Genomic DNA, 21,457 nt, shown 5'->3' on the forward strand with positions numbered 1-21,457 from the left:
CCCCTGGGGTTTGCCGGTGGAGCTTCAGGCCAACATCGGACCCCTCACATGACAACGCCTTGGGCATCGGTGCCCAAGGCGTCGAGGTGGACCGGAATGTTCCAGCGCGCTCAGCGAGGGAGGAGCACCACGGCCTCACGCACGTTGCGGTAGATGGCCATGTTGCTGTTCTGCTTGTAGTTGAAGACGCCGCCGTCGCGCGCGATGCCCATGTCGCTCCCATACGGCGACTTGCCGTACTGCCAGCCGTGCTTGGTCTGGAACACCACGGCCCCCTCGGGAATCTGGCCGTTTCGGGCGGCTTGCTCAAACGCCTCGCCCGAGAGCACGTGTGCCTGCACACGTCCGGCGGGGCTGTCGATGGTCTGCACGGAGGAACCGGGGATCGCCGCGGACTGCCAATGGTTGCTGCGGAGCATCTGCACCATCGTCCCCCGCGAGTGGTTGCCGTCACCGCCGCTATTGACCGGCAGGCCCTGCATGCCCGCGCGCTGGAGGTTCGCGCGCGTGGTCTTGACGCAAGACTTGTCGGCCCCGGCGCGCAGCGGCGTCGCGTTGATGGCGTCCAGCCTGGGGTTGCCCGACGAGTAGGTGTCGCGGGTCCTGCGTGACGCCGCCGCCGTTTCCGAGGTGGCCGGTGCACGAGGGGTGCGAGCCGACCCCGGGGCCCGGACGGTGCCCGCTTCGAAGGTATCGCGCGTGTGACGCGGCAGGCGCTGGGGAGCAGCACGGGTCTGCGTGGTCGCCGGACGCTGGCGGGGGGCGACCTGCGGGGAGGCTGCCGGTCGGGTCTGGGTCGCCGCCGGACGCTGGCGGGAGGCCCCCTGGGGGAGGGCCGCGGTGCGGGCCTGGGGAAGCGGCTGCTCCCGGAAGGTTGAAGGAGTCGACCGAAGGCGGGTGCCGCTGTTGATGGAAACGCGCGTCGTCATGATGAGTGCCTTGATGGGATGCTGATCACCCGATTGTCGGGGTTCCCGGGAGAAGGTTGCGGAAACGCCGCGACATCCAGGCTGGCTGGAACGACCTCCGCCCAGTGTTCGACTCGTTGCGTCATGGGGTCGGGGTTGTTGACAGCGCTCCGGTGGAACTCGGCCGCACGTCGAGCGCGTTGTCGTCGTCAAGGTTGTCCACGCATGTCGCGGTGGTGTCACGCTTCGGGCACGTCCCGGACAGGCCGAGGAGGGCTGTCACCCTGGGAGGGGGCGGCTCCACTGAGACATGCATGCCTGGGGGACGTGCACATCGTGCTCGCCGGAATGCTAGCCTTTGCAGCTCCAGGAAGGGGGGCGCCGTTGGCGAAACCGAGCGGAGCGAATTCCGGAAGCATCGTGGCGGTGGTGCCTCCTGCCCCCGCGCCCGCGCCAGCGGGCCCCGTGGCGCTCGTCTCGTTGCGGAACGCGGCCCTCTTCCTCGTCCAGCGGATCTCCGAAGGACTGACGCTCTGCGTGTTGTTGCTGAGCGCGGTCCTGGCCATCTCATCCATCGCGGAGATCTCCTCGCGCCAGCAGGCCCGCACGGAGGTCGACCGTGTCGAGCGGGAGGAGACCGCCCTCATCATGGGTCAGGTGTCCTCCGTCCCCGTGGCGCAGGCGCGAGCGGAGGACGCCACGGGCCAGCAGCTCCTGCGTCAGCACCTCCGGGGTGTGTCCCGGATCCACGCCTACTCCATGGAGGCTCGAAACCAGATCGACTCCCTGTCGGTGCGCGGAGCAGGGGAGTCACGGCAGGGCGTCACCCGCATCCTCTCTGACTACCGAGTGAAGGTCTCCGAGGTACGCAACGAACTCGTGGACTCCTTCTGGAACGAACCGCTGAAGGGCGACGGCCGAACCGCGGTGGGCAAGGTGACCCCCGAAGCCCCGCTCGAAACGCCCTGGGTGGAGCGTCTGTCCCTCCAACTGCGGAGCCTCTGGGCGCAGCTCCCACTGAAGCAGTCACGCACCGACTATCTCCTGGCGCTCGTGGTGTCGTGCTGCGCCCTGGTGGGCGCCATCATCGCGATGATGCGGGAAGGCGGCGCCCGGTTCGCCACGAAGCAGATCGCCCTGGGGCTGGCCTCCGGCTTCGTCGCGTTCCTCTCGCTGCGTGGAGGCCGCAGCGTGTTCATGCTGGAGCTGACCGGCGAAGTGCCACACTTCAATCCCTACAGCATGGCCTTCGCGGGGCTGCTCGTCGGCCTCTTCACGAGCAAGGCGTATGAGCTGCTGGGCGTCCTGGTCCAGGAACTCGATGGACGCGTGCGCGCGATGGTGCAGGGCCCGTCCGCCGCGAAAGCCGTCCCTCCGAATGAGCCGAAGCAGAATCCCTAGCCCGGCCGGGCATGCCAGTCATGGCCGCACCAGAGGCACTGCCGGGACCTGGGCGTCTCGACGATGCGCTCACACCGGGGACAGCGGTGGATGAACACCACGTCCGCGTGTTCCTTCAACACCCGGTCCCGCATGCGCCGCAGGAGGGCCTCCCTGCCCTCCTCCAGCGCCGCGAGCACCGCAGGGTCGTCCAAGCCGTACCACTTCCGGACCAGGGGATGCGCGAGGGGCCCCTCCGCCGGGACGACATCCCAGTGAGGGATGCTGCTGGCCCGGTACGCCTTGCGCTCCACGTCGGTGGCGAGGTGCTGGTAGTAGCGCAGCACGTACCGGGTGAGCTCCGCGTCTTCTTCGTAGGGGCGTCGAGGTGGCATGGGCGGCTCCAGACGGGGGCCGCTCGTTCCCATGACGCCCCCGCGCTACATACGGGCTAAGCCCGTCTCTCGGGTCCCATGCCGTCCCGCGCCATCCGACCTCGTTCGCTGGCCAACCGGGGAGTCACTTGTACCCCCAACGGCCTTGCCTTGGGCTTCACGTTGCCGTCCAATGGTGCACAAACCAATGATCGCGGCGGGTGGCGATTCTCCAGGGCATGCGCACTGTTGCGATCACCGGCTCGGAAGAGGGGGAAGGGGAAGGCGATGACGGGGACGGCGTGGAAGAAGGGGGCGCGAGGGTTCGCGTTGGGGATGCTCCTGCTGGCGGGCGGTGTCGCCCACGCGGGACAGGCGGGCGGGGTCAACATGCCGGATTCCCTCCAGGTGGAGGGCCGCACGCTGGCGCTCACCCACATGGAGCTGAAGAAGAAGCTCTTCTTCAACATCTACGTGTGGAGCCTCTACATGGAGCAGGAACCCACCTGCTTCAAGGAGGCCGTGGCCTCCAACAGCCTGAAACGCCTGCACTTTCGCTTCCTGCGCACCATCACCAAGGACCAGCTGGTGGGCAGCTTCCGCGACGGCCTGCGCCAGAACCCGGCCATGCGCGAGGACGCCCTCAGCCAGTCCCTGGAGAAGCTCCTCTCGTCCCTCCACGACGTCCGCAAGGGGGATGACCTGGTCCTCACCTACCTGCCGGGCTCCGGCCTCCACGTCTCCGGGGGCGCCTCTGGCGGCGTCCACATCCCGGGCAAGCCCTTCGCGGATGCCCTCTTCAGCTCCTGGCTGAACACCCACCCCATCTTCCCCAAGTAGCGGCCGTGGCCCCTGGCGGCGCGGGCTCCCTGTCCGTCCCCCCCTGAGCCTGTATTTTTGTGCTCAAACTTGATTCGCGTTTCTCCTAGGCAGTGGGCCTGAGAGCGGTAGGCTCGGACCCACCAACATTCTTGTCAGGAGGAATCGCACCTATGCGGACACGTCTGGTTCTGGCTGCGCTCATCGCCCTCTCCACGGGCTGCGTCTCGCAGGGGAAGTTCAACGAGAAGGCCCTGGAGGCGGAGGGGCTGACGAAGAACCTCACGGATGAGAAGGCGGCCCGCGCGGCGGCCGAGGCGAAGATCCAGGAGCTGGAGGCGCAGCAGGCGGCGCTGACGCAGGAGAAGACGGCGCTGGAGACGCGCCTCAACGCGTCCGAGAACCGCCTCACCAGCGCGGCGGCCGAGCGCCGCGCCCTGGAAGAGAAGAACGCGCAGCTGGCCGCGCTCAACGACGAGCTGGCGCGCAACTCCAAGAAGCTCGCGCAGGCGAAGGAGGAGCTGGAGAAGAAGAGCTCCGAATACGAGAGCCTGGCCCAGTCCCTCAAGCAGGAGATCTCCGACGGCAAGATTGAACTGTCGGAGATGAAGGGCCGGATGACCGTGCAGCTCAAGGACAAGATCCTCTTCGCGTCCGGCTCCGCGCGCGTGGGCAAGGAAGGGCAGGAGGCGCTGGTGAAGATCGCCGACGCGCTCAAGACGGTGCGCGGCCGCATCGTGCGCGTGGAAGGGCACACGGATGACGTGCCCACCGGCGGCGGGCAGTTCCCCACCAACTGGGAGCTGAGCCTGGCGCGCGCGATGGCGGTGGTGCGCTCGCTGCAGGATTCCGGCGTGGATCCGACGATGCTGTCCGCGGCGGGATACGGGCAGTACCAGCCGCTCGTGCCCAATGACACGCCGGAGCACAAGAGCCAGAACCGGCGCATTGAAATCGTGCTCGCCCCCGGCCTCGGAGGGCGCTAGGACGGTGCGCGGGAGACCCGCGCACCCTTCATGAGAACGCTCTTCTGCGTCGTCTGTCTATTGCTTGCGACCGGGGCCGTGGCCCAGACCCCGGACGCAGGGACCCTCGCTGGCGATGCTGGCGTTCCCACCGGAGTGCTGACGAAGCCGCCCGCCCTGCTCCGTCAGGTCGAGGCGGCCTTCCCGCCAGAAGCCGCCGCCCAGCAGTTGGAGGGCACGGTGGTGATGCTCATCGACATCTCGGAGACGGGCGCCGTCACGAATGTCGAGATCACCCAGCCCGCGGGCCACGGCTTCGACGAGGCCGCGGTGGAGGCGGTGAAGCAATTCCAGTTCGAGCCCGCGGAGGTGGACAACGTCCCCGCGCCGGTGCGCATCCAGTACGCCTACCAGTTCATCTTCCGCGCGCCGGAGCCGCCGCCGGAGACCGCCGCGGACGGCGGCGTCGCGGAGCCGCAGGGCCCGGTGAACTTCAGCGGCAGGGCGCTGGAGCGCGGCACGCGCAAGCCGCTGGTGGGCGCGGAGGTGGTGCTCACGGAGCTGGACCGCTCCACCGTCACGGACGGGGAGGGGCGCTTCTCCTTCCGCGGCGTCCCGGTGGGCACGCACCCCGTGATTGTCGTCCTGGGCAACTACGACCGCTTCAAGACGCAGGAGACCATCGAGGAAGGCAAGCAGACGCAGGCGACGTACTACGTGCAGAAGCGCATCTTCAGCTCCTTCGAGACGGTCGTGCGCAGCAACCGCGAGCGCAAGGAGGTGACGCGCACCACCATCGAGGTGGCGGAGGTGCAGCGCATCCCGGGCACGCAGGGCGACACGCTGAAGGTGGTGCAGAACCTGCCGGGCGTGGCGCGGCCCGCGTTCAACGGCGGCGCGCTGGTCATCCGAGGCACCAGCCCGCAGGAGTCCGGCGTCTTCCTGGACGGCCTGCGCATCCCCCTGCTGTATCACTTCGGCGGGCTCACCTCCGTGTACAACTCGGAGCTGCTGGAGGCGGTGGACTACCTGCCCGGCAACTTCTCCTCGTACTACGGAGACATCACCGGCGGCGTCATCAACGTGCGCAGCCGCGAACCGCGCACGGACCGCATCCACGCCACGGTGGGCGTGAGCGTGATTGAGTCCAACGCGGTGGTGGAGGGCCCCATCACGGACACGCTCAGCTTCGCGGTGGGCGGCCGGCGTTCGTACATCGACCTGCTGTTGAAGCTGGTGCCCTTCGACGACAACAGCCTCCAGGTGGCGCCGCGCTACTACGACGCGCAGGCGAAGCTGGTGTGGAAGCCGAACAAGAAGAACACCTTCACGCTCCAGGGGCTCACGTCGCGCGACCGGCTGGCGCTGCTGTTGGACCAGCCCGCGGACGGCGACCCGTCCGTCAACGGCGGCCTGGATGTGACGACGGGCTTCAACCAGCTGCGCCTGCGGCACCAGTTCCGCGAGGGGAAGCTGACGCTCGACACGCACGCGCTCGTGGGCAACACGCTGCTGGACTTCCAGATTGGCGAGCGCGGCCTGCGCATCGCGTCCACGGACCTGTTCCTGCGGCCCACGGTCGAGTACGCCTTCGACGACGCGGTGACGGTGGCGGGCGGCCTGGACGTGGTGGCGAACCTGGCGAAGGTGCGGGCCAGCATCCAGCAGCCGCCGCGCGAGGGTGAGCCGCCCACGCCGCTGGTGACGGAGGACCTGGTCAACATCGACGGGAAGTTCACCCAGTACTACCCGTCCGCCTGGGCGGAGGTGCGGTGGCGGCCGGTGAAGGACCTGCTGGTGGTGCCGGGCGTGCGCACGGAGAGCTACATCTTCACGGAGCAGCAGCACGTGAAGCGCACGGTGAACCCGCGGCTCGCGGTGCGCTATGCGCTCACGGAGACGCTGACCCTGAAGGGCGGCGCGGGCGTCTATCACAGCCCTCCGGTGCAGGATGAGCCGTCGCCGGGGTTCGGCAACCCGGACCTGGGCGCGAAGCGCTCGCTCCAGTACAGCGTGGGCGCGGAGTGGCAGGCGCGGCCGGAGTGGTTCGTGGGCAGCGAGGTCTTCTACAACGACCTGGACGACCTCATCGTGCGCTCGGACGCGCGCATCGAGCGCAACGGCGAGTCGGTGCCGGAGCTGCTGAAGAACGGCGGCGTGGGGCGCATCTATGGCTTCGAGCTGCTGGTGCGCCGGGCGCTGACGGACCGGCTGTTCGGCTGGATCTCCTACACGCTCAGCCGCAGCGAGCGCCGCGACGCGCCGGGGGCGCGCTGGCGCCTGTTCGACAACGACCAGACGCACGTGCTGACGGCCATCGCCAGCTACAAGCTGCCCAAGGGCTGGGAGCTGGGGGCGCGCTTCCGCTTCGCGTCGGGCAACCCGACGACGCCGGTGCTGGGGTCGAAGCGCGACGACACGACGGATGTGTTCATCCCGTACTACGGGTTGATCAACTCGCAGCGGCTGCCGTCGTTCAACCAGCTGGACATCCGCGTGGACAAGACCCTGGTCTTCAACACGTGGAGCCTGGACCTCTATCTGGACCTGACGAACGCCTACAACAACCAGTCTGTCGAAGGCGTGGCCTACAACTACAATTACTCTCGGCGGGAGTTCTTCAAGGGACTGCCCATCCTGCCCGTGCTTGGCGCCAAGGGGAGCTTCTGAACACCATGCGCACGCCCTTCCTGCTGTGTGCCACCGCGTTGCTGGGGTTGAGCGCCTGCTCCGGCACTGACTTCGAGGCGCAGAGTGAAATCCGGAGCGTCCGCGTGCTGGCCATCAAGGCGGAGCCCGCGGAGCTGGCGCTGGCCCCCAACGCCACCACGCTGCCGCCGCCGGTGACGTTCAGCGCGCTGGCGGTGACGCCGGACGCCCGGCCGGTGACGGTGACGTACGCGCTGTGCCGGCCGGACGTGAACCCCTACGGAGATACGGCGTGCCCGGGGGACAGCGGCGTGGCGCTGTCCAACGGCGTGCTGTCGTTGAGCGACCCCGCGGTCCAGGCGCTGCTCATCGAGTCGTTCCAGAAGGCCACGGGCAGCACGGGCGGCGGCGGCGGGGGCACGTTCGACTTCAACGACCCGACGGTGCGCGCGGTGCTCCAGGCGGGGCTGCCGCTGTTCGTGGGCTACGAGGCGACGGACGGCAGCGGGACGCCGGAGGGCGTGGAGCGCGGGGTGCGCCGCATCACGCTGCGCTCGACGGACGCGCCCAACCACAACCCGGTGATGCAGGACGTGCTGTGGAACGACGCGCCGCTGGCGGGGCCGCTGCCGCTGGACACGGAGGTGACGTTCACGCCGGTGCTGGGCCCGGGCAGCGAAGAGGTCTACACGACGGCGGACGGGAGCCGGACGGAGCAGGTCTTCTACAGCTGGTTCGCGACGGGGGAGGGCGAGGTGAAGTCGTTCCGTTCGCTGGAGCCGGTGGACGGCAAGCCCGGCGACCCGACGACGACCTACCAGACGCCCGTGGCGCCCGAGCGCATCACCTTCTGGGTGGTGGCCCGCGACGGCCGGGGTGGCACCGACTGGGCCATCCGCACGGTGGACGTGGGGCCCTGAGGCCCGCCGGGGCCTCCAGGGCCATGCGCGGGGGGATGGACGCACCCCGCGCGGAAGGCCCTACCGCCCGAGCCACGCGGACGCGCGGCCCAGGCCCTCCGCCACGGAGGTGAAGGCGTCCGCGGTGCGCACGCGGTCCTCTCCGAAGCGCTTCACGTACAGCTCCCGCACCGCCGGAATCTGCGACGAGCCGCCCGTGAGGAACACCGCGTCGATGTCCTTCGCCTCCGGGTGCTTCGCCAGCAGCCCCTCCGTGCACTGTGATAGCTCGTCCAGCAGCGTGCGGCTCGCCGCCTCGAACTCCGCGCGCGTCATGGGCTCGTGCAGGTGGATGCGCGCCTCGTCGAAGTCGATGGTCGCCACGTCCTCGCTGGACAGGCGCACCTTCGCCGCTTCGATGGCCCGGAACAGCCGGTAGCCCAGGTTGTCCATCACCAGGTCGTAGAGCGCTTCGATCTCCGCCGGATGGTCGCTCGTGTCGAGCATGACCTCCAGCAGCTCCTGCGTGGACTTCTCCCGGATGAAGGACATCTCGTGCCAGTTGAGCAGCTTCGCCAGCACGTGCTGCGGGATGGGCAGCCGCTTGTGGCTGAAGCCCTTCACCTTGTACGTGGAGCCCGCGCCGAAGCGCGGCAGCAGCTTGTGCCGCATGATCTCCGCGTCGAAGCGGTCACCACCGATGCGCACGCCCGTGGAGCCCACCACGTCCGGCCGCCGGTCCAGGTTCCCCCGCCGCGACGGCCCCAGCCGCATCAGCGTCAGGTCGGTCGTGCCGGCGCCGAAGTCCGCCACCAGCACCAGCTCGTCCTTCGTCAGCCGCGCCTCGTACGCGAGCGCCGCCGCGATGGGCTCGATGAGGAACTGCACGTGCGTGAAGCCCGCCAGCTCCGCCGCCTTGCGCAGCCGCTTCTCCGCCAGGGCGTCCGCCTCCGCGTCCGGCGTGAAGACCGCCGGCCGGCCCAGCACCACCGCGTCCGGCGCCTCGCCCAGGTGGGCCCCCGCCGCCTCGCGCACGCGGCGCAGCAGGATGGCCACCAGGTCCTCGATGGTGTACGTGCGCCCCTTCACCTGCGTCGCCCGGAAGGACGAGCTGTGCAGGAAGGACTTCACCGACTGGATGAACCGGCCGTTGTTGTCCTCCAGGTAGCGCTGGATGGCGTCCGCGCCCGCGAAGATGTCCCGCTCCTCCTCCGCGAAGAAGAGCACGGAGCGGAACAGCCGGGGCTCCGGGCTGTGGGGCTGCAGCGGCAGCACGGTGCCATCCGGCAGGGCCAGGGCGGTGTTGCTGGTTCCGAAGTCGAGTCCGCAGGCGCGCATGGGGGGGCGCCCCTTATCGCCAATCTTGGGGACGCGGTAGCCCGAAAGTGACGCCCCACCGCCCGCCGGGCCAACGGGCGGGGGCTCGCGGCCCGTTGGCTTGGCGCCGCACGGATGCTCGTCATCTTTGCCCTGTCATCCGCTCGACAGGAGAACCCCATGAAATCGCACGCAGCATGGCTGGGCGCTGGCGTCGCCACGGTGGTGTTGGGCACCACCGCCTGCCAGGCCCGCGACCCCACCCAGCAGGACGCAGCGAGGACCCCACCCGAACAGCAGGTGGAAAGCGCCCAGGCCCAGGCCAGCGCCTTGGAGGTCCAGCGCCCCCTCGCTCGGGGCTCCAGCCCAGCCCTGACCCTGGCCTCCACCGCGGCGCCGCGGGAGGTGGGCACGGCGAGCGCGCCCGTGCAGCGGATCTCCGGCGAGGTGCTGAGCGCGAACGCCCGGGAGGTGCTGCTCAGCGAGCGCGGCGAGCCACGGCTGCGCCTCCAGGTGGGGCCCAACACCCAGGTGCGCGTGGATGGCCGGGTCGCGAGCGCGGCGGACATCCGCGAGGGCTCGGAGGTGCGGGCTTCGTACCGCACGGACGAGCGCAGCGGCGAGCCACAAGCGCTCAGCATCGACGCCACGACCCCGACGCGGCCCGCGACCCCCGCCCCCGTGGAGAGCGGCGAGTCCTCGCCGGGCGTGCCCCTGCCGCCCTAATCCAGACATGCCACGGCCCCGTGCCTTCGCGCTTCCCAACGCGAGGACCGGGGCCGTGACTGTCGCAGGCAGCGGAAGAGAGGCGTTACGCGGCCAGCTCGGCCTGGTCCAGGCCCGCCTCGGCCATCAGGTTCGCCAGCTCCGCCTTCAGCTTGTCCTTGGCGCGGATCTCCAGCTGACGGGCGCGCTCGCGGGAGAAGCCGAAGTGCTCGCCCAGCTCGCTCAGGGTCATCTCCGAGTCGCTCATCACGCGCTGCTCGATGATGAAGCGCTCGCGCGGATCCAGGCGCATCAGCGCGCGCTGCACCAGCGTGCGGGTGAGGCCCGCCTGCTGCCGGTCGGCGACCTCGTCCGCGTGCGAAGCGGCCTCGGACTCCACGAAGTCCAGGTGCGTGGCGTCCCCGTCCTCACCCACCGGCGCGTCCAGCGACAGGTCGCGGCCGCCCATGCGCTGCTCCATCTCGCGCACCTCGGTGGGCTTCACGTTCAGCTTGCGGGCGATCTCCTCCGCGTTGACGATGTGGCCCTCGCCCGCGCCCAGCTTCTCCAGCTCGCGCCGCGTGCGCGCCAGGCTGAAGAACAGCCGGCGCTGCGCCTGCGTCGTGCCCAGCTTCACCAGGCTCCAGTTGCGCAGCACGTAGTTCTGGATGTACGCGCGGATCCACCACACCGCGTAGGAGATGAGGCGGATGCCCTTCTCCGGGTCGAACTTCTGCACCGCCTTCATCAGGCCGATGTTCGCCTCCTGGATGAGGTCGGACATCTTCAGGCCGTAGGAGCGGTACTCGTACGCAACCTTCACCACGAAGCGCAGGTTGCTCGTCACCAGCCGGTGGCCCGCGGACAGGTCACCGGCGCGGAACGCGCGGGAGAGCGACTGCTCGTCCTGCGGGTTGAGCAGCGGGTACTGGTTGATCTCCGAGAGGTACGTGGAGAGCGAGTCAGCGGAAGAGAAGGAGTTGGAAGCCTGCATGGGGGTCTCTCTCGGGGAAGAGGGCGGTTGTGCATGTCCGCCGTTTGCTGCGACGGAGAGACCATTAGCAACGCACGGGCCAATGCCAGGCGACCGGCGCCTTCAATGATTCCAGGGCGTTGCGCGAAGCCACAGCAATGCTTAGAGCGGAAGCCAGCAGTTTTTACAGCGCGTGGTTTCGACACTTCTTCCGATTGCCCCGGGGGGAGGGTTGCCTGCCCTCCGACCCGGGCCTAGGGCGGATCACATCCAGCAGGGATGTGGGCACTCCCCGCCCCCCACACCAGGGGCCCTGGGGGGCGAGTGTCCGCTGGCGGCGCGGGGAGGCGGGAGGGGGTCATCAGGTCAACGCCTTGCGCAGCCGCTTGGGGATGGCCTCCGCGTGCCAGCGCTGCACCTCGCGGGCGATTTCGGCGGACCGCTCCGCGCGCTCCTCGCGGGCCTGGGGCAGCAGCTTGCGGGCGGCCTTGCGCTGGCCTGTCGGGGCCTCGGCGGCGGCGCGCTCGAACAGCTCCAGGCGCACGTCCGCGTCGTGCAGCTCGCCCAGCCCGTCCTGCAGGGGCACGAGCACCCCCAGCAGCGCGCCCACGGTGCGGCGGAAGGCGGGCTGGAAGATCTCCAGCTCGTAGCGCAGCTTCTTCAAGTCCCGGCGCAGGGCGTGCGCGGACGCGGCGTCGGGGGCCTCCGCGTAGCGCTCCAGGCGCTTCTCCACGCGGCGCAGGCGCAGGCGCAGGTGGCCCCGCGCGCGCTTGCTGGCGAAGCGGTGCGAGTCCTCCAGGGTGTCCAGCTTCTTGAGCAGCCGCGGCACGGTGCGCTCCGTCCAGCGCCCCAGCTCCGCGCGCAGCGTCTTCTCCCTCTCCTTCAGCCCGGAGCGCTGGGTCCTGCGCAAATCCAGGAGCGCCTTGCCCGCGTCCTTCTGGCCCTTCGCCGCGGCGCCCAACCAGGCATCCTGGACGTGCAGGTCCCGCACGTCGCCCAGCGCGTCCTGGAGGCGCTTCACGTCCACCTCCAGCCGGGTGAGCTTGCCGGTGGCACGGAACACCTGGAGCGCGGCGCGCAGGCGGCGGGTGGCCACGCGCATGTCGTGCACGGCGTCCACGTCCAGCGTCGTCGCGTCCAACTGGGCTTCGGGGTGGCGCGCGTCCGCGAGCCGGCCGGCGAGGATGCGGCGGGCGGCGTCGCCCAGCGCGGAGTCGGGGCCCAGGCCCCGGATGGGAGTGGGAGGGGGCATGGCGGGTCAGTCCTCCTTGACGGCGTATTGGCGGACCATGCGCTCGGCGGCGTCGGGGCCGTCCCAGCCGAGGATGCGCGCGTCCTTGTCCGCGAAGTGCACCACCGCGAGGAAGAAGTGCTCCAACTCCTCGCGCTCTCGCTGGGACAGGTTCTCGTAGGACTGGAGGTCCTCCGAGCGGTTGGCGTTCACGGGGACGAGCAGCAGGCGGTCATTGCGCTCGCGCTCGCCGTTCTTCGCGTCCCGCTTCTTCTGGTCCACCTGGAGTACGCCCAGGGGCCGGCAGGGCAGCACGACGCCGGGCCAGGTGTGTACGTCCCAGTACACCAGCGCATCCAGCGGGTCTCCATCCGGGCCCCGCGTGCTGGGGACGAAGCCCCAGTCGAACGGGTAACGGAACCCGCGCGTCAGGGGCCGGGACAGCGTGAAGGCCTGGAGCTTCGCGTCGTATTTGAGCTTCACCGTCGAACCGCGGGGCGACTCGACGACGACGTGCAGCGCATCCTGGAAGCCGCGCAGGGGCAGGCGGGTGAAGTCGGTGGCCATGAAGCTTCAGGCTGGTGACTGCCTCGCGCTCCCGGCAAGTGCCCGGCCCCGGCGCGTTTCACTCGCCAACCTTGGCGCGGGGCCAGGGGGCGTCTCGCCGGGCATCAGACGTGGAGGTTGCGGAGCGCGACCGTCAGCAACACGCCGATCCCCGTGAGCACGAGTCCGGCGATGGCCTTCCTCCGGTTGAGCTGGGGCGAGTCCGGATGCCGGTTGCGCACCAGGTTCACGGTGTTGAGCACCACCGACACGACCTGGGCGGGGATGCACATGGGAATCACCGAGATGAGTCCCACCCACAAGCCGATGCCCGCCGCCGAGAGGTCGGGGCCCTCGTTCCCCACGGGCTTCGGGACGGTGCGGCCCCTCAGCTCCCAGCAGCCCGGGCACAGCGGAGGTGCGTGACGGCGGACGCGGTTCTCGCACCGGGGACAGATGAAGGCACCGCAGCGGGTGCACACCCAGTTCGCGACGATGTCCGGGTGCCGGGAGCAGACGGCGCGAGCCGGGGCGCCGGTCTCATCCACTTCGACCTCTGGCAGGTCCCCCGTGTAGCGGTCGGACAGGGCGCGGTGCGTGATGCCGAACGCGGCCTCCGCGTTGGGGATGGAGAGCACGATGGCCTCCTTGTCGATGCGCACCACCCGCGGCGCCCGGTCGCGCAGGAAATACATCCACGCCGCCACGGGGAGCGCCACGCTCAGCGCCAGCGAGACGAACCCCAGCGGCGTCGGGTCCTCGCCCAGCAGCAGGGCGAAGCCGCCGAAGAACAGCGCCAGCGCGAGCACGCAGGCGGCGACCATGATGAGCTGCCCCCGCTTCCACCGGCTCCACGCTGCTTCCGTGAAGGGCAGGGTCCCCTTCACGCGCTTCGTCATCACCGAAGCGACGATGAGCGCGATGAGCACGTTGAGGAGCACCAGGAATCCAATCCAGCGCGGATACCAGGCGAACTTCACGGGCTTGAAGACGACGCCCTCCCGTTCACCGGTGATGATGCAGACCGGTGGCAGGTCGAATTCGTTCAGCTCTCCGGCGGGGATGGTGACGTCGGGCATCGCGGCGACTTGTAGTCCACCGCGCGGGGCCTGTTCCAGTCACCCGCCCTCGCCGGGGTGCGCGCTAACCGATGGGCCGCACCAGGGACAGCGCCGGGTCGCGGTGGGCGAGCAGCTTCCGGGTGGCCCGCGCCGCGGCCAGTCCCCCCAGCGTGTACCAGACCACGGTGAGCAGGGACGTGGAGGGCCGGGCCCTGGACGGGGCCTTGCCCAGCCCCAGCCGCGGCGGCAGCACCACCGAGCCCACTCCGGCGAGCAGCCCCAGCACCACCCCGCGCAGATAGGGCCGCTTCGGGCGCCCCAGGGCCACCAGCGAGAAAAAGAGCCCGTTGGACACCAGGTCCCCCGCCAGCGTCTGACGGTGCAGCCTGCGGCCCTTCGCGGGCTCGCCGCCGAAGAAGCGGATGCCCTTCTTCAGGGAGCGCGTGCCGAGCACATCCAGGCGCGGCGGGTGCTTCAACACGCGCCGCGCGCCCTCGTGCACCAGCGTGAGCGCGGTGGCGCCGACGAGGCCGGGACCCAGGGCACGGAACACGATGCGGGGCGGAGTGGGCGGTTCGATCATGCCCTCCAAGCTAGGCACCCGCTCCCGGGATTCCCGCCCGAGCGCGCCCGCCTGCCCGCCCGGCATCCCCCGGGCCCGGCAGTGCACGCGCCTCAGGAACTGCAACTGACCACGAGGTGCCGGCCCCATGTCGGCGGCGAGGCGGCGTAGGCCTCCATGCCGGGGTGTTCATCGAACGGGGCGGACACCAGCGCGAGCACGCGGTCCACCTCCGCGAAGTCACCCTCCTGGGCTCGGGCGATGGCCTGCTGCGCCACCCAGTTGCGCAGGACGTACTTCGGGTTGACGCGGTCCATGCGCGCGTGGCGGTCCGCGTCCACGCTGCCTTCGGACAAGAGGCGGTCCTGGTAGCGCGCGGCCCAGGCATCGAAGCCCTCCGGAGGCAGGAAGTGGTCGCGGAGCGCGTCGTTGGGGGCGCCGGGCCCCGAGTCGAACCGGTTCAGCGCGCGGAAGAACCGCGGGTAGTCCACGTGGGAGCCGGCCAGCAGCGCGAACAGGTCCTCCACGAGCGGACGGTCCTCCTGGCGCGCCTCCGTCAGGCCCAGCTTCTCGCGCATGCGCGCGAGGAAGTGCGCGGCGAACGTGGGCTGGAAGAGGCCCAGCAGGGCGCGGGCCTCGTCCTCGGTGATGAGCGTGAGCAGCGCCTCGCCCAGGCAGGCCAGGTTCCACAGCGCGACGCGCGGCTGCTGGTCGAACGCGTAGCGGCCGTGGGGGTCGGAGTGGTTGCAGATGAAGCCGGGGTCGAAGTCGTCCATGAACCCGTAGGGCCCGTAGTCCAGCGTGAGCCCCAGGATGGACAGGTTGTCGGTGTTCATCACGCCATGCGCGAAGCCCACCGCCTGCCAGCGCGCCACGAGCCGCGCGGTGCGCTCCACCACCTCCGCGAAGAAGCGCGCGTAGCGGCCCTCCTGTCCCACCAGGTGCGGGAAGTGCCCGGCGATGACGTGCTCCGCGAGCGCGGCCACGTGTTCGGGCTGGTCGGTGTGGTGGAAGAACTCGAAGGTGCCGAAGCGCACGTGCGACGGCGCCAGCCGCACCAGCATCGCGCCGGTCTCCACGTCCTCGCGGTACACCGGCGCGCGGCCGCCCAGCACGCACAGCGCCCGGGTGGTGGGGACGCCCAGCGCGTGCAGGGCCTCCGACGCCAGGTACTCGCGCACGGTGGAGCGCAGCACCGCCCGCCCGTCACCGCCGCGCGAGAAGGGCGTGGGCCCGCCGCCCTTCAGGTGCAGGTCCCACTTCGCGCCATCCGGGGTGCGCACCTCGCCCAGGAGCAGCGCGCGGCCGTCCCCCAGGCGTGGCACGTACACGCCGAACTGGTGCCCCGCGTAGACCATGGCCAACGGCTCCATGCCGGGCAGGGGCGTGGCCCCGCCGAACACGCGCACGAACTCCGGGCGCGCGGCCTCCCCCGCGTCCAACCCCAGCAGGCGCAGCGCCGCCGGGTTCGCGCTCACCAGGTGCGCGTCCGGGAAGGGCGCGGGCGCCACCCGGGCGGCGAACCCAGGGGGCAGGCGGGCGTAGGTGTTGTCGAAGACGAGTTGTTCGAGCAGGGCCATGGTCCGCACAACCAGCGTCAGGGGACCTGCATGCCCCGCTGCACGGCGGGACGGCTGCCCACGCGGTGCAGGTACTGGAGCAGGTTGTGCGTCCCGTCCAGCAGGTCGGGGAGCATGTCGCGCGCGACCTTCAGCCAGGGATAGGTGGCGATGTCCGCGATGGAGTAGGTGGTGGCCAGGTAGTCGCGCGACGCGAGCTGCCGGTCCAGCACGCCCAGGATGCGCTTGCTCTCGTTGCGGTAGCGGTCGATGGCGTAGGGAATCTTCGTGTTGGCGTAGACGGCGAAGTGGTTGAGCTGGCCCATCATGGGGCCCACGCCGGCCATCTGGAACATCAGCCACTGCGTCACTTCCGCCCGGCCGCGCGGATCCGAGGGCATCAGCGCGCCCGTCTTCTCCGCCAGGTACAGCAGGATGGCGCCGGACTCGAAGAGCGCCAGCGGCCGGCCCCCCGGCGCGTCGTGGTCCACGATGGCCGGAATCTTGTTGTTGGGGTTGATGGCCAGGAAGTCCGGCTTGAACTGCTCGCCCTTGCTGATGTCCACCGTGTGCGTCTTGTACGGGATGCCCAGCTCCTCCAGGGCGATGGAGATCTTGCGGCCGTTGGGGGTCTTGAACGTGTACAGGTCGATCATGCCTTCACTCCGGTGAGCTGTTCGCTCACCTGCCAGAGCCGCTCGGCGAGCGCCTCGTCCCGGGCGGCGGACGACGGCTTCACCTTGCGGCATTTGATGAAGTACTCCCCGCTGACGCCCGCCACCTCCGGCGAGGACGCCAGATAGACGGAGGTCCGCGCGCCCTGCTCCGAGGACAGCATGAACGGCGCGGCCAGCTTCACGAGGTGCCGGAAGAGGCCCTCGCTGTTGTGCCCGAAGCCGGTGCGGACCACCCCCGGGTGCAGCGCGTTCGCGGTCACCCGCGTGCCCTGGAGCCGCTTCGCGAGCCCCTTCGTGAACAGGATGTTGGAGAGCTTGGCGTTGCCGTAGACGCGGATGCCGTCGTACCGGTGGTGCTCCGTCTGCGGGTCGTCCAGGAAGTCCGCGCGCGCGAGCCGGTGGCCCTGCGACGACACGTTGAGGATCCGCGCGGGGCCGCTGGCCACCAGCAGGTCGCGGAGCAGGTGCGTGAGCAGGAAGTGCGACAGGTGGTTCGTGGCGAACGTGGCCTCGTAGCCGTCCACCGTCACCCGCCGCCGGTCGATGATGAGGCCCGCGTTGTTGATGAGCACGTCCAGCCGCGAGTGGCGGGCGCGGAACGCCTGGGCCAGCTCGCGCACCGACGCCAGCGAGGACAGGTCCGCGAGCAGCGACTCCACCCGTGCGTCAGGGGCGGCCTCGCGCACGGCGGCGACGGTGGCCGCCGTGCGGGCCTCATCCCTGCCGGAGAGGACCAGCGTGGCGCCCCCGCGCGCCAGCGCCTTCGCCGTCTCCTGGCCAATGCCACCGGTGGCCCCGGTGATGAGGCACACCTTGCCATCCAGACGGTCTTCCCGAAGCTTCGTCGACATGCGCCGCGCCCTCCTGGAATCCGGGGACGCGTTCTATACGCTTCGGCCCCTCCCCGTGCAGGAGAACCTGCCCGGGGAGGTGGAGCGGCCCGCTTCAGGTCGCGGCGTGTCCGATGTCCTCGGCGCGGCCCCGGCGGCCTCCGCCCTTGGTGGGGGTGGCGCCCGTGCGCGCGTCGCCGTTGAGGTGGCTCTCCAGGAACCAGAGGTCCTCCTCGGTCTCGCCCAGGGTCTGGGTGAGGATGTCCGCGGTGACGGGGTCATTGAGCTTGTCGGACCGGGTGATGCCGTCGCGGAGGCTGGCGGCGTAGCGGCCGACGCGCTCGACGAGCGCGCGGATGTGCGATTCGCCGTCCACGGCCTGCAGGTCGTACTCGGGCAGCTGGCTGTTGTGGCTGGCCAGGCGGATGGTGCCCTGGGCATAGCCGCCCAGCGCGCCGGCGCGCTCGGCGTAGGAGTCCGCCTGCTTGCGCGCGTGCTTGGCCACTTCGTCGAAGAGCAGGTGGCGGCTGTAGAAGTGCGTGCCCCGGATGTTCCAGTGCGCCTGCTTCACCTGCCAGTGCAGGTCGATGGCGTTCGCGAGCAAGGTGTTGAGCATGTCGATGAGCTCTTCGCGCGCGGCCTGGGGAAGGTTCACGTGGCTGGTGGAGTACATGGTCCGAGTCCTCATCAGTGGTGGCGCACGGCAGGCCGTCGGCATGACGTCGCGGCGCCCCCCACAGGGTGGGGATGGCCGGCGTCCCTGGCCATGGCGCGGCGTGCTCCGCCTGGCCGCACGGCTGGCTCGAAGGGCAGGCGGCCGAGCGTCCCGCCCGCCTACGTGGCGACAGGAGCGGACAGCCGGGCGGCGATCTCCGTGGCGGCGCGCTCGCCGGACTCCACGGCGCCGTCCAGGTAGCCACGGCCCTCGATGGCCGTCTCGGTGCCGGCCCAGTGCACGCGGCCGAACGGCGCCCGCAGCGCGTCGCCGATGGCGGTGACGGTGCCGGGGCGGGGCAGGCCCACGTAGCAGCCGCTGCTGAACGGCTCCTGCTTCCAGTCCAGCGCCGCGATGGCGACGGGCGCCAGGGCCTGGGGACCGAAGAAGCGCGCGAAGTCCGCCAGCGCGGCGCGGTGGAGGTCGACCGTGGGGCGGCCGGTCCACGCCCGCGCGGTGTCACCCAGGAAGAAGCCCACGAGCGCGGGGTGGTGTCCCCCGGGGCCGCAGTCGTCGAAGCACAGCCGCACGGGGCCCACGTCGCTGACGGCCTCGCCGGACAGGCCCGCCTCGCGCCAGAACGGCGTGGCGTAGGTGGCCACGACCTTGATGACGCTGCCCATGGGCATGTTCGCGTGCGCGAGGCGGCGGCCCGGGGGCAGGTCCCCGCCGAAGTCGATGCGCTCCGCGAGCGCGGGCGGAGTGGCCACCACGGCGTGGCGCGCGCGCAAGGTCCGGCCGTCCTCCGTGATGGCGGTGACCCCCTCCGCGTCCTGGAGCACGGCCTTCACGGGCGCACGGAGGAAGACGCGGTCCGGGGGCAGGGCCTCCGCCAGCCGGCGTGAGAGGGATTGCGCGCCGTCCACGAAGCGCTCCGCCTGGGCGCCGCCCTCGACCTCGGTCAGGGGCATGAGGCCGCCGCTGGAGTGCACGTAGGAGAGGAAGTCCAGGAACGACAGTTCAGAGGGCTCCGCCGCGAACACCGCGCGGGTGGCGATGTCCAGCGCGGCGCGGGCGCCCCACGTGTGCACGTGGCGCTGCTTCCAGTCCTCCAGGGTGAGGGCGTCCCACGCGGCGGCCTTCGGCGCGGCGGCGGGCTGTTCGCGGGGGACGCGCCTGGCCAGTCCGTCCAGCTTCCAGATGACGCGCTGCAGGTCGAGCAGCGACAGCAGGGGCAGGGCGGGCACCTTGCCCCGGTACGTGCGGCGCTCGCCGCGCAGCTCCAGCACCTTGGTGCCCTGGTGGTGCTGGGGGAAGCGCTGGAGTCCCAGGGTGTCCGCGAGCTTGAGCACGTGGCGCTGCCGGGGCCCCACCCACTGGCCGCCCAGGTCCACGGGGCCGCCCCCCACGTCGCGGGTGAGGGTGCGTCCGCCCACGCGGTCGCGCGCCTCCAGCACGGCCACGGTGGCGCCGGTGCGGACGATGTGCCGGGCGGCGGTGAGTCCCGCGACGCCCGCGCCGATGACGACCACGTCCACGCGCAGGTCCATAGGGCCTCCGACTCTATGCCGGACGCGGCGCGTGGCTAGGATGCGGGCGGGACGTCAGACGGGAAGGGTGGAGGACCGGATGTTCGCGTTGGAGCTGGTGGAGAAGGTGCGGCGGGTGTCACCGGGCGCGGCGAACGCGCTGACGACGCTCGCGGTGAAGAACATCGTCCCGCTGGCGGCGGCCATGGGCTACCGCGTGGAGGAGGTGACGGACGCGCGCGTGAAGGCGACGGTGCCGCTGGACCGCAAGACGAAGAACCACGTGGGCAGCGTGTACCTGGGCGCCCAGGTGACGGTGATGGAGCTGACGATGGGCGTGATGCTCTTCCGCCGGTTTCCCCCCAGTCAGTACAAGATGCTGGTCAACCGCATGGAGGTGGCCTTCCACGCGAAGGCGAAGTCGGCGGTGAGCGCGGTGTGCGAACCGCCGGAGGAGCTGCTCGCGGGGCTCGCGTCCGGGCTCGCCTCGAAGGGCGACAAGGCGGAGGCCTGGATCCCGGTGCGCCTGTCGGGCACCGACGGCCAGTGCGTCGCGGAGGCGCGCTTCCTGGCGGTGTTCAAGCGCGGGTAGCTAGCGCGGCGCCTCCTCTTCCAGGAGGAAGTCGCCGATGGTCTTCCACATCGCCTCGAACTGGGGGCGGCGGAAGCCGGAGCCGGAGATGAGCCAGTCCACGTGCGGAGGCTGGTGCGCCGGCTGGTCGAAGTGGCCAATGGCATCCAGGTGGTCCGCGCGCACGGCCGTCAGCACGCGGCCGTACACCTGCGAGCGCGTGGGCACGATGCCGTCGCACGCGGTGGGGCCGGGCATCGCGCCGTAGGCCTGCACCAGCGCCGCCGTCTGCGCGGGCGTGTGCAGGGGCAGCTGCGTGAGCGGCATCCGCTGGGTCTGCGCGTACACGAACGCGTAGATGGTGTGGGTGAGCTGCGCGTACGGGTCCATGCCCGCCGCCAGCCGCGTGCGGAAGGAGGGCGGCCGGGCCTGCGTCACCACGGAGCCGTACCTCACGCCGGGCCGGTCGTGGGTGCCGCCGTTGAACAGGTCGATGCCCTCCGGCGTGAGCTGGGGGATGAGGGACGTGTCGTGGCCCACGTCCCCCAGGAACTTCGCCACCGCGTCGCGCCGCTCGCTGGAGAAGTCGCCCAGGAGCTGGTCGAAGAGCTGATCCAACAGCGTCGCCTTCCACCCCAGTTGATCATCCGCCCGCGCCATCAGGTGCCCGAAGCGGAACACCACGCTCAAGGGCAGCCGGCCGAAGCGCAGCACGTACATGGTGAACAGCGACAGGAGCTTCAGCAGCTGCTGGCCGAACAGGCCCAGGAAGAACGTGGCCAGCGGCGTGCCCGCGTGCGGCGCGGACACCGTCACCACGCTGCGCACCCGGCGCGCGAAGGGCTCCAGCTCCAGCGCGTCCGACACCTGCGCGCCGGGGCTGACGAACAGCCGGGCGTCCAGCCCGCCGGTGGAGTGGCCCACCAGGTGGATGGGGCCGTCGTCCCCGGAGGCCGTGTCGTGCACGGCCTTGAGCAGGTCCGCGGTGCGCTGACGGATGGAGGCGGTGGGGTGCGAGACGACCGTCACCACCTCCGCGTCCACCCCCCGGCGGGCGAGGTCCTTCTTCAGGAACTCATACGCGTGGCCGAAGTAGAGGAGCTCGCCCAGGTTGGTGAAGCCGAAGAAACCGGGAACGAGGTACACATGGTGCTTCGCGGACATGGGTCGACCAGCATACCCCACGCCTCGCGGACCGGCTTGGAATACCCGGCGCCCCGCGCGGTTGACGCGCGCCCGGGCGTATT

Annotated in this window: 21 protein-coding genes; 7 read left to right on the forward strand and 14 right to left on the reverse strand. The window is 70.6% G+C overall.

Translation table 11 applies throughout. The annotated features are described in order from the left end of the window. Positions 1-110 precede the first annotated feature (110 nt). Positions 111-929 carry a hypothetical protein gene (locus tag GTY96_RS32910; protein WP_161666770.1) on the reverse strand — a complete coding sequence of 273 codons (819 nt, stop codon included), beginning with the start codon at positions 927-929 and terminating at the stop codon, positions 111-113. Between the two features lie 399 nt (positions 930-1,328). Here GTY96_RS32910 and GTY96_RS32915 point away from each other — a divergent pair, with 399 nt between their 5' ends. Next, complete coding sequence (locus GTY96_RS32915) at positions 1,329-2,309, forward strand: hypothetical protein (RefSeq protein WP_161666771.1); 981 nt, start codon at positions 1,329-1,331, stop codon at positions 2,307-2,309. Here GTY96_RS32915 and GTY96_RS32920 read toward each other — a convergent pair. Beyond that, complete coding sequence (locus GTY96_RS32920; RefSeq protein ID WP_161666772.1) at positions 2,306-2,683, reverse strand: hypothetical protein; 378 nt, start codon at positions 2,681-2,683, stop codon at positions 2,306-2,308. The two genes, GTY96_RS32915 and GTY96_RS32920, sit on opposite strands and share 4 nt — an antisense overlap. Before the next feature lie 267 nt (positions 2,684-2,950). On the opposite strand from GTY96_RS32920, the gene GTY96_RS32925 reads away from it, so the two are divergent. The 4 genes from GTY96_RS32925 to GTY96_RS32940 all read left to right on the forward strand — a co-directional run bounded on the left by GTY96_RS32925 (position 2,951) and on the right by GTY96_RS32940 (position 8,015). Next, complete coding sequence (locus GTY96_RS32925) at positions 2,951-3,502, forward strand: chalcone isomerase family protein (RefSeq protein ID WP_161666773.1); 552 nt, start codon at positions 2,951-2,953, stop codon at positions 3,500-3,502. Between the two features lie 152 nt (positions 3,503-3,654). Then, the gene (locus GTY96_RS32930) at positions 3,655-4,467 is read left to right on the forward strand and encodes an OmpA/MotB family protein (RefSeq protein ID WP_161666774.1); all 813 of its coding nucleotides are present in this window, start codon (positions 3,655-3,657) and stop codon (positions 4,465-4,467) included. A 30-nt stretch (positions 4,468-4,497) separates the two neighbouring features. Next, positions 4,498-7,116, forward strand: a complete 2,619-nt coding sequence (locus GTY96_RS32935) for a TonB-dependent receptor domain-containing protein (protein WP_161666775.1) — start codon at positions 4,498-4,500, stop codon at positions 7,114-7,116. A 5-nt stretch (positions 7,117-7,121) separates the two neighbouring features. Then, complete coding sequence (locus tag GTY96_RS32940) at positions 7,122-8,015, forward strand: hypothetical protein (protein ID WP_143908176.1); 894 nt, start codon at positions 7,122-7,124, stop codon at positions 8,013-8,015. A gap of 60 nt (positions 8,016-8,075) precedes the next feature. On the opposite strand, the gene GTY96_RS32945 is transcribed toward GTY96_RS32940, so the two are convergent. Next, the gene (locus tag GTY96_RS32945; RefSeq protein ID WP_143908178.1) at positions 8,076-9,332 is read right to left on the reverse strand and encodes an Hsp70 family protein; all 1,257 of its coding nucleotides are present in this window, start codon (positions 9,330-9,332) and stop codon (positions 8,076-8,078) included. 159 nt (positions 9,333-9,491) lie between these two features. Between GTY96_RS32945 and GTY96_RS32950 the strand changes: the two genes are divergently transcribed. Further along, positions 9,492-10,037 (forward strand): hypothetical protein, encoded by a 546-nt coding sequence (locus GTY96_RS32950; RefSeq protein WP_235686040.1) that lies wholly within the window; start codon positions 9,492-9,494, stop codon positions 10,035-10,037. An 85-nt stretch (positions 10,038-10,122) separates the two neighbouring features. Here GTY96_RS32950 and GTY96_RS32955 read toward each other — a convergent pair whose 3' ends face one another. The 10 genes from GTY96_RS32955 to GTY96_RS33000 all read right to left on the reverse strand — a co-directional run bounded on the left by GTY96_RS32955 (position 10,123) and on the right by GTY96_RS33000 (position 19,660). Next, positions 10,123-11,010 carry an RNA polymerase factor sigma-32 gene (locus tag GTY96_RS32955; protein ID WP_143908183.1) on the reverse strand — a complete coding sequence of 296 codons (888 nt, stop codon included), beginning with the start codon at positions 11,008-11,010 and terminating at the stop codon, positions 10,123-10,125. Between the two features lie 340 nt (positions 11,011-11,350). Beyond that, positions 11,351-12,241, reverse strand: coding sequence for a CHAD domain-containing protein (locus GTY96_RS32960; RefSeq protein ID WP_143908185.1), 891 nt, complete (start codon positions 12,239-12,241; stop codon positions 11,351-11,353). Between the two features lie 6 nt (positions 12,242-12,247). Further along, positions 12,248-12,787, reverse strand: a complete 540-nt coding sequence (locus GTY96_RS32965; RefSeq protein WP_143908187.1) for an inorganic diphosphatase — start codon at positions 12,785-12,787, stop codon at positions 12,248-12,250. A 104-nt stretch (positions 12,788-12,891) separates the two neighbouring features. Continuing rightward, positions 12,892-13,845 (reverse strand): hypothetical protein, encoded by a 954-nt coding sequence (locus tag GTY96_RS32970; protein WP_143908189.1) that lies wholly within the window; start codon positions 13,843-13,845, stop codon positions 12,892-12,894. Positions 13,846-13,909: 64 nt separating this feature from the next. Further along, a complete protein-coding gene (locus GTY96_RS32975; RefSeq protein WP_235686041.1) occupies positions 13,910-14,410 on the reverse strand; it encodes a hypothetical protein in 501 nt (166 codons plus the stop codon). 92 nt (positions 14,411-14,502) lie between these two features. After that, positions 14,503-15,969: a protein adenylyltransferase SelO gene (locus tag GTY96_RS32980; RefSeq protein WP_161666777.1), complete on the reverse strand. Its 1,467-nt coding sequence runs from the start codon at positions 15,967-15,969 to the stop codon at positions 14,503-14,505. A gap of 17 nt (positions 15,970-15,986) precedes the next feature. Next, positions 15,987-16,604 carry a glutathione S-transferase N-terminal domain-containing protein gene (locus tag GTY96_RS32985; RefSeq protein ID WP_143908194.1) on the reverse strand — a complete coding sequence of 206 codons (618 nt, stop codon included), beginning with the start codon at positions 16,602-16,604 and terminating at the stop codon, positions 15,987-15,989. Beyond that, positions 16,601-17,476, reverse strand: coding sequence for an SDR family oxidoreductase (locus GTY96_RS32990; protein ID WP_201756630.1), 876 nt, complete (start codon positions 17,474-17,476; stop codon positions 16,601-16,603). The genes GTY96_RS32985 and GTY96_RS32990 overlap by 4 nt, the downstream gene beginning before the upstream one ends. A 94-nt stretch (positions 17,477-17,570) precedes the next feature. Beyond that, on the reverse strand, positions 17,571-18,128 hold the full coding sequence (gene dps / locus GTY96_RS32995; RefSeq protein WP_143908196.1) for a DNA starvation/stationary phase protection protein Dps: 558 nt from the start codon (positions 18,126-18,128) through the stop codon (positions 17,571-17,573). A 161-nt stretch (positions 18,129-18,289) separates the two neighbouring features. Beyond that, the gene (locus GTY96_RS33000; RefSeq protein ID WP_161666778.1) at positions 18,290-19,660 is read right to left on the reverse strand and encodes a flavin monoamine oxidase family protein; all 1,371 of its coding nucleotides are present in this window, start codon (positions 19,658-19,660) and stop codon (positions 18,290-18,292) included. A gap of 79 nt (positions 19,661-19,739) precedes the next feature. On the opposite strand from GTY96_RS33000, the gene GTY96_RS33005 reads away from it, so the two are divergent. Then, a complete protein-coding gene (locus tag GTY96_RS33005; RefSeq protein WP_143908201.1) occupies positions 19,740-20,231 on the forward strand; it encodes a DUF4442 domain-containing protein in 492 nt (163 codons plus the stop codon). Here GTY96_RS33005 and GTY96_RS33010 read toward each other — a convergent pair whose 3' ends face one another. Continuing rightward, the gene (locus GTY96_RS33010; protein WP_143908203.1) at positions 20,232-21,374 is read right to left on the reverse strand and encodes an esterase/lipase family protein; all 1,143 of its coding nucleotides are present in this window, start codon (positions 21,372-21,374) and stop codon (positions 20,232-20,234) included. It abuts the gene before it with no gap. Positions 21,375-21,457: the final 83 nt, after the last annotated feature.

The sequence above is a fragment of the Corallococcus silvisoli genome, assembly GCF_009909145.1.
GTDB lineage: Bacteria > Myxococcota > Myxococcia > Myxococcales > Myxococcaceae > Corallococcus > Corallococcus silvisoli.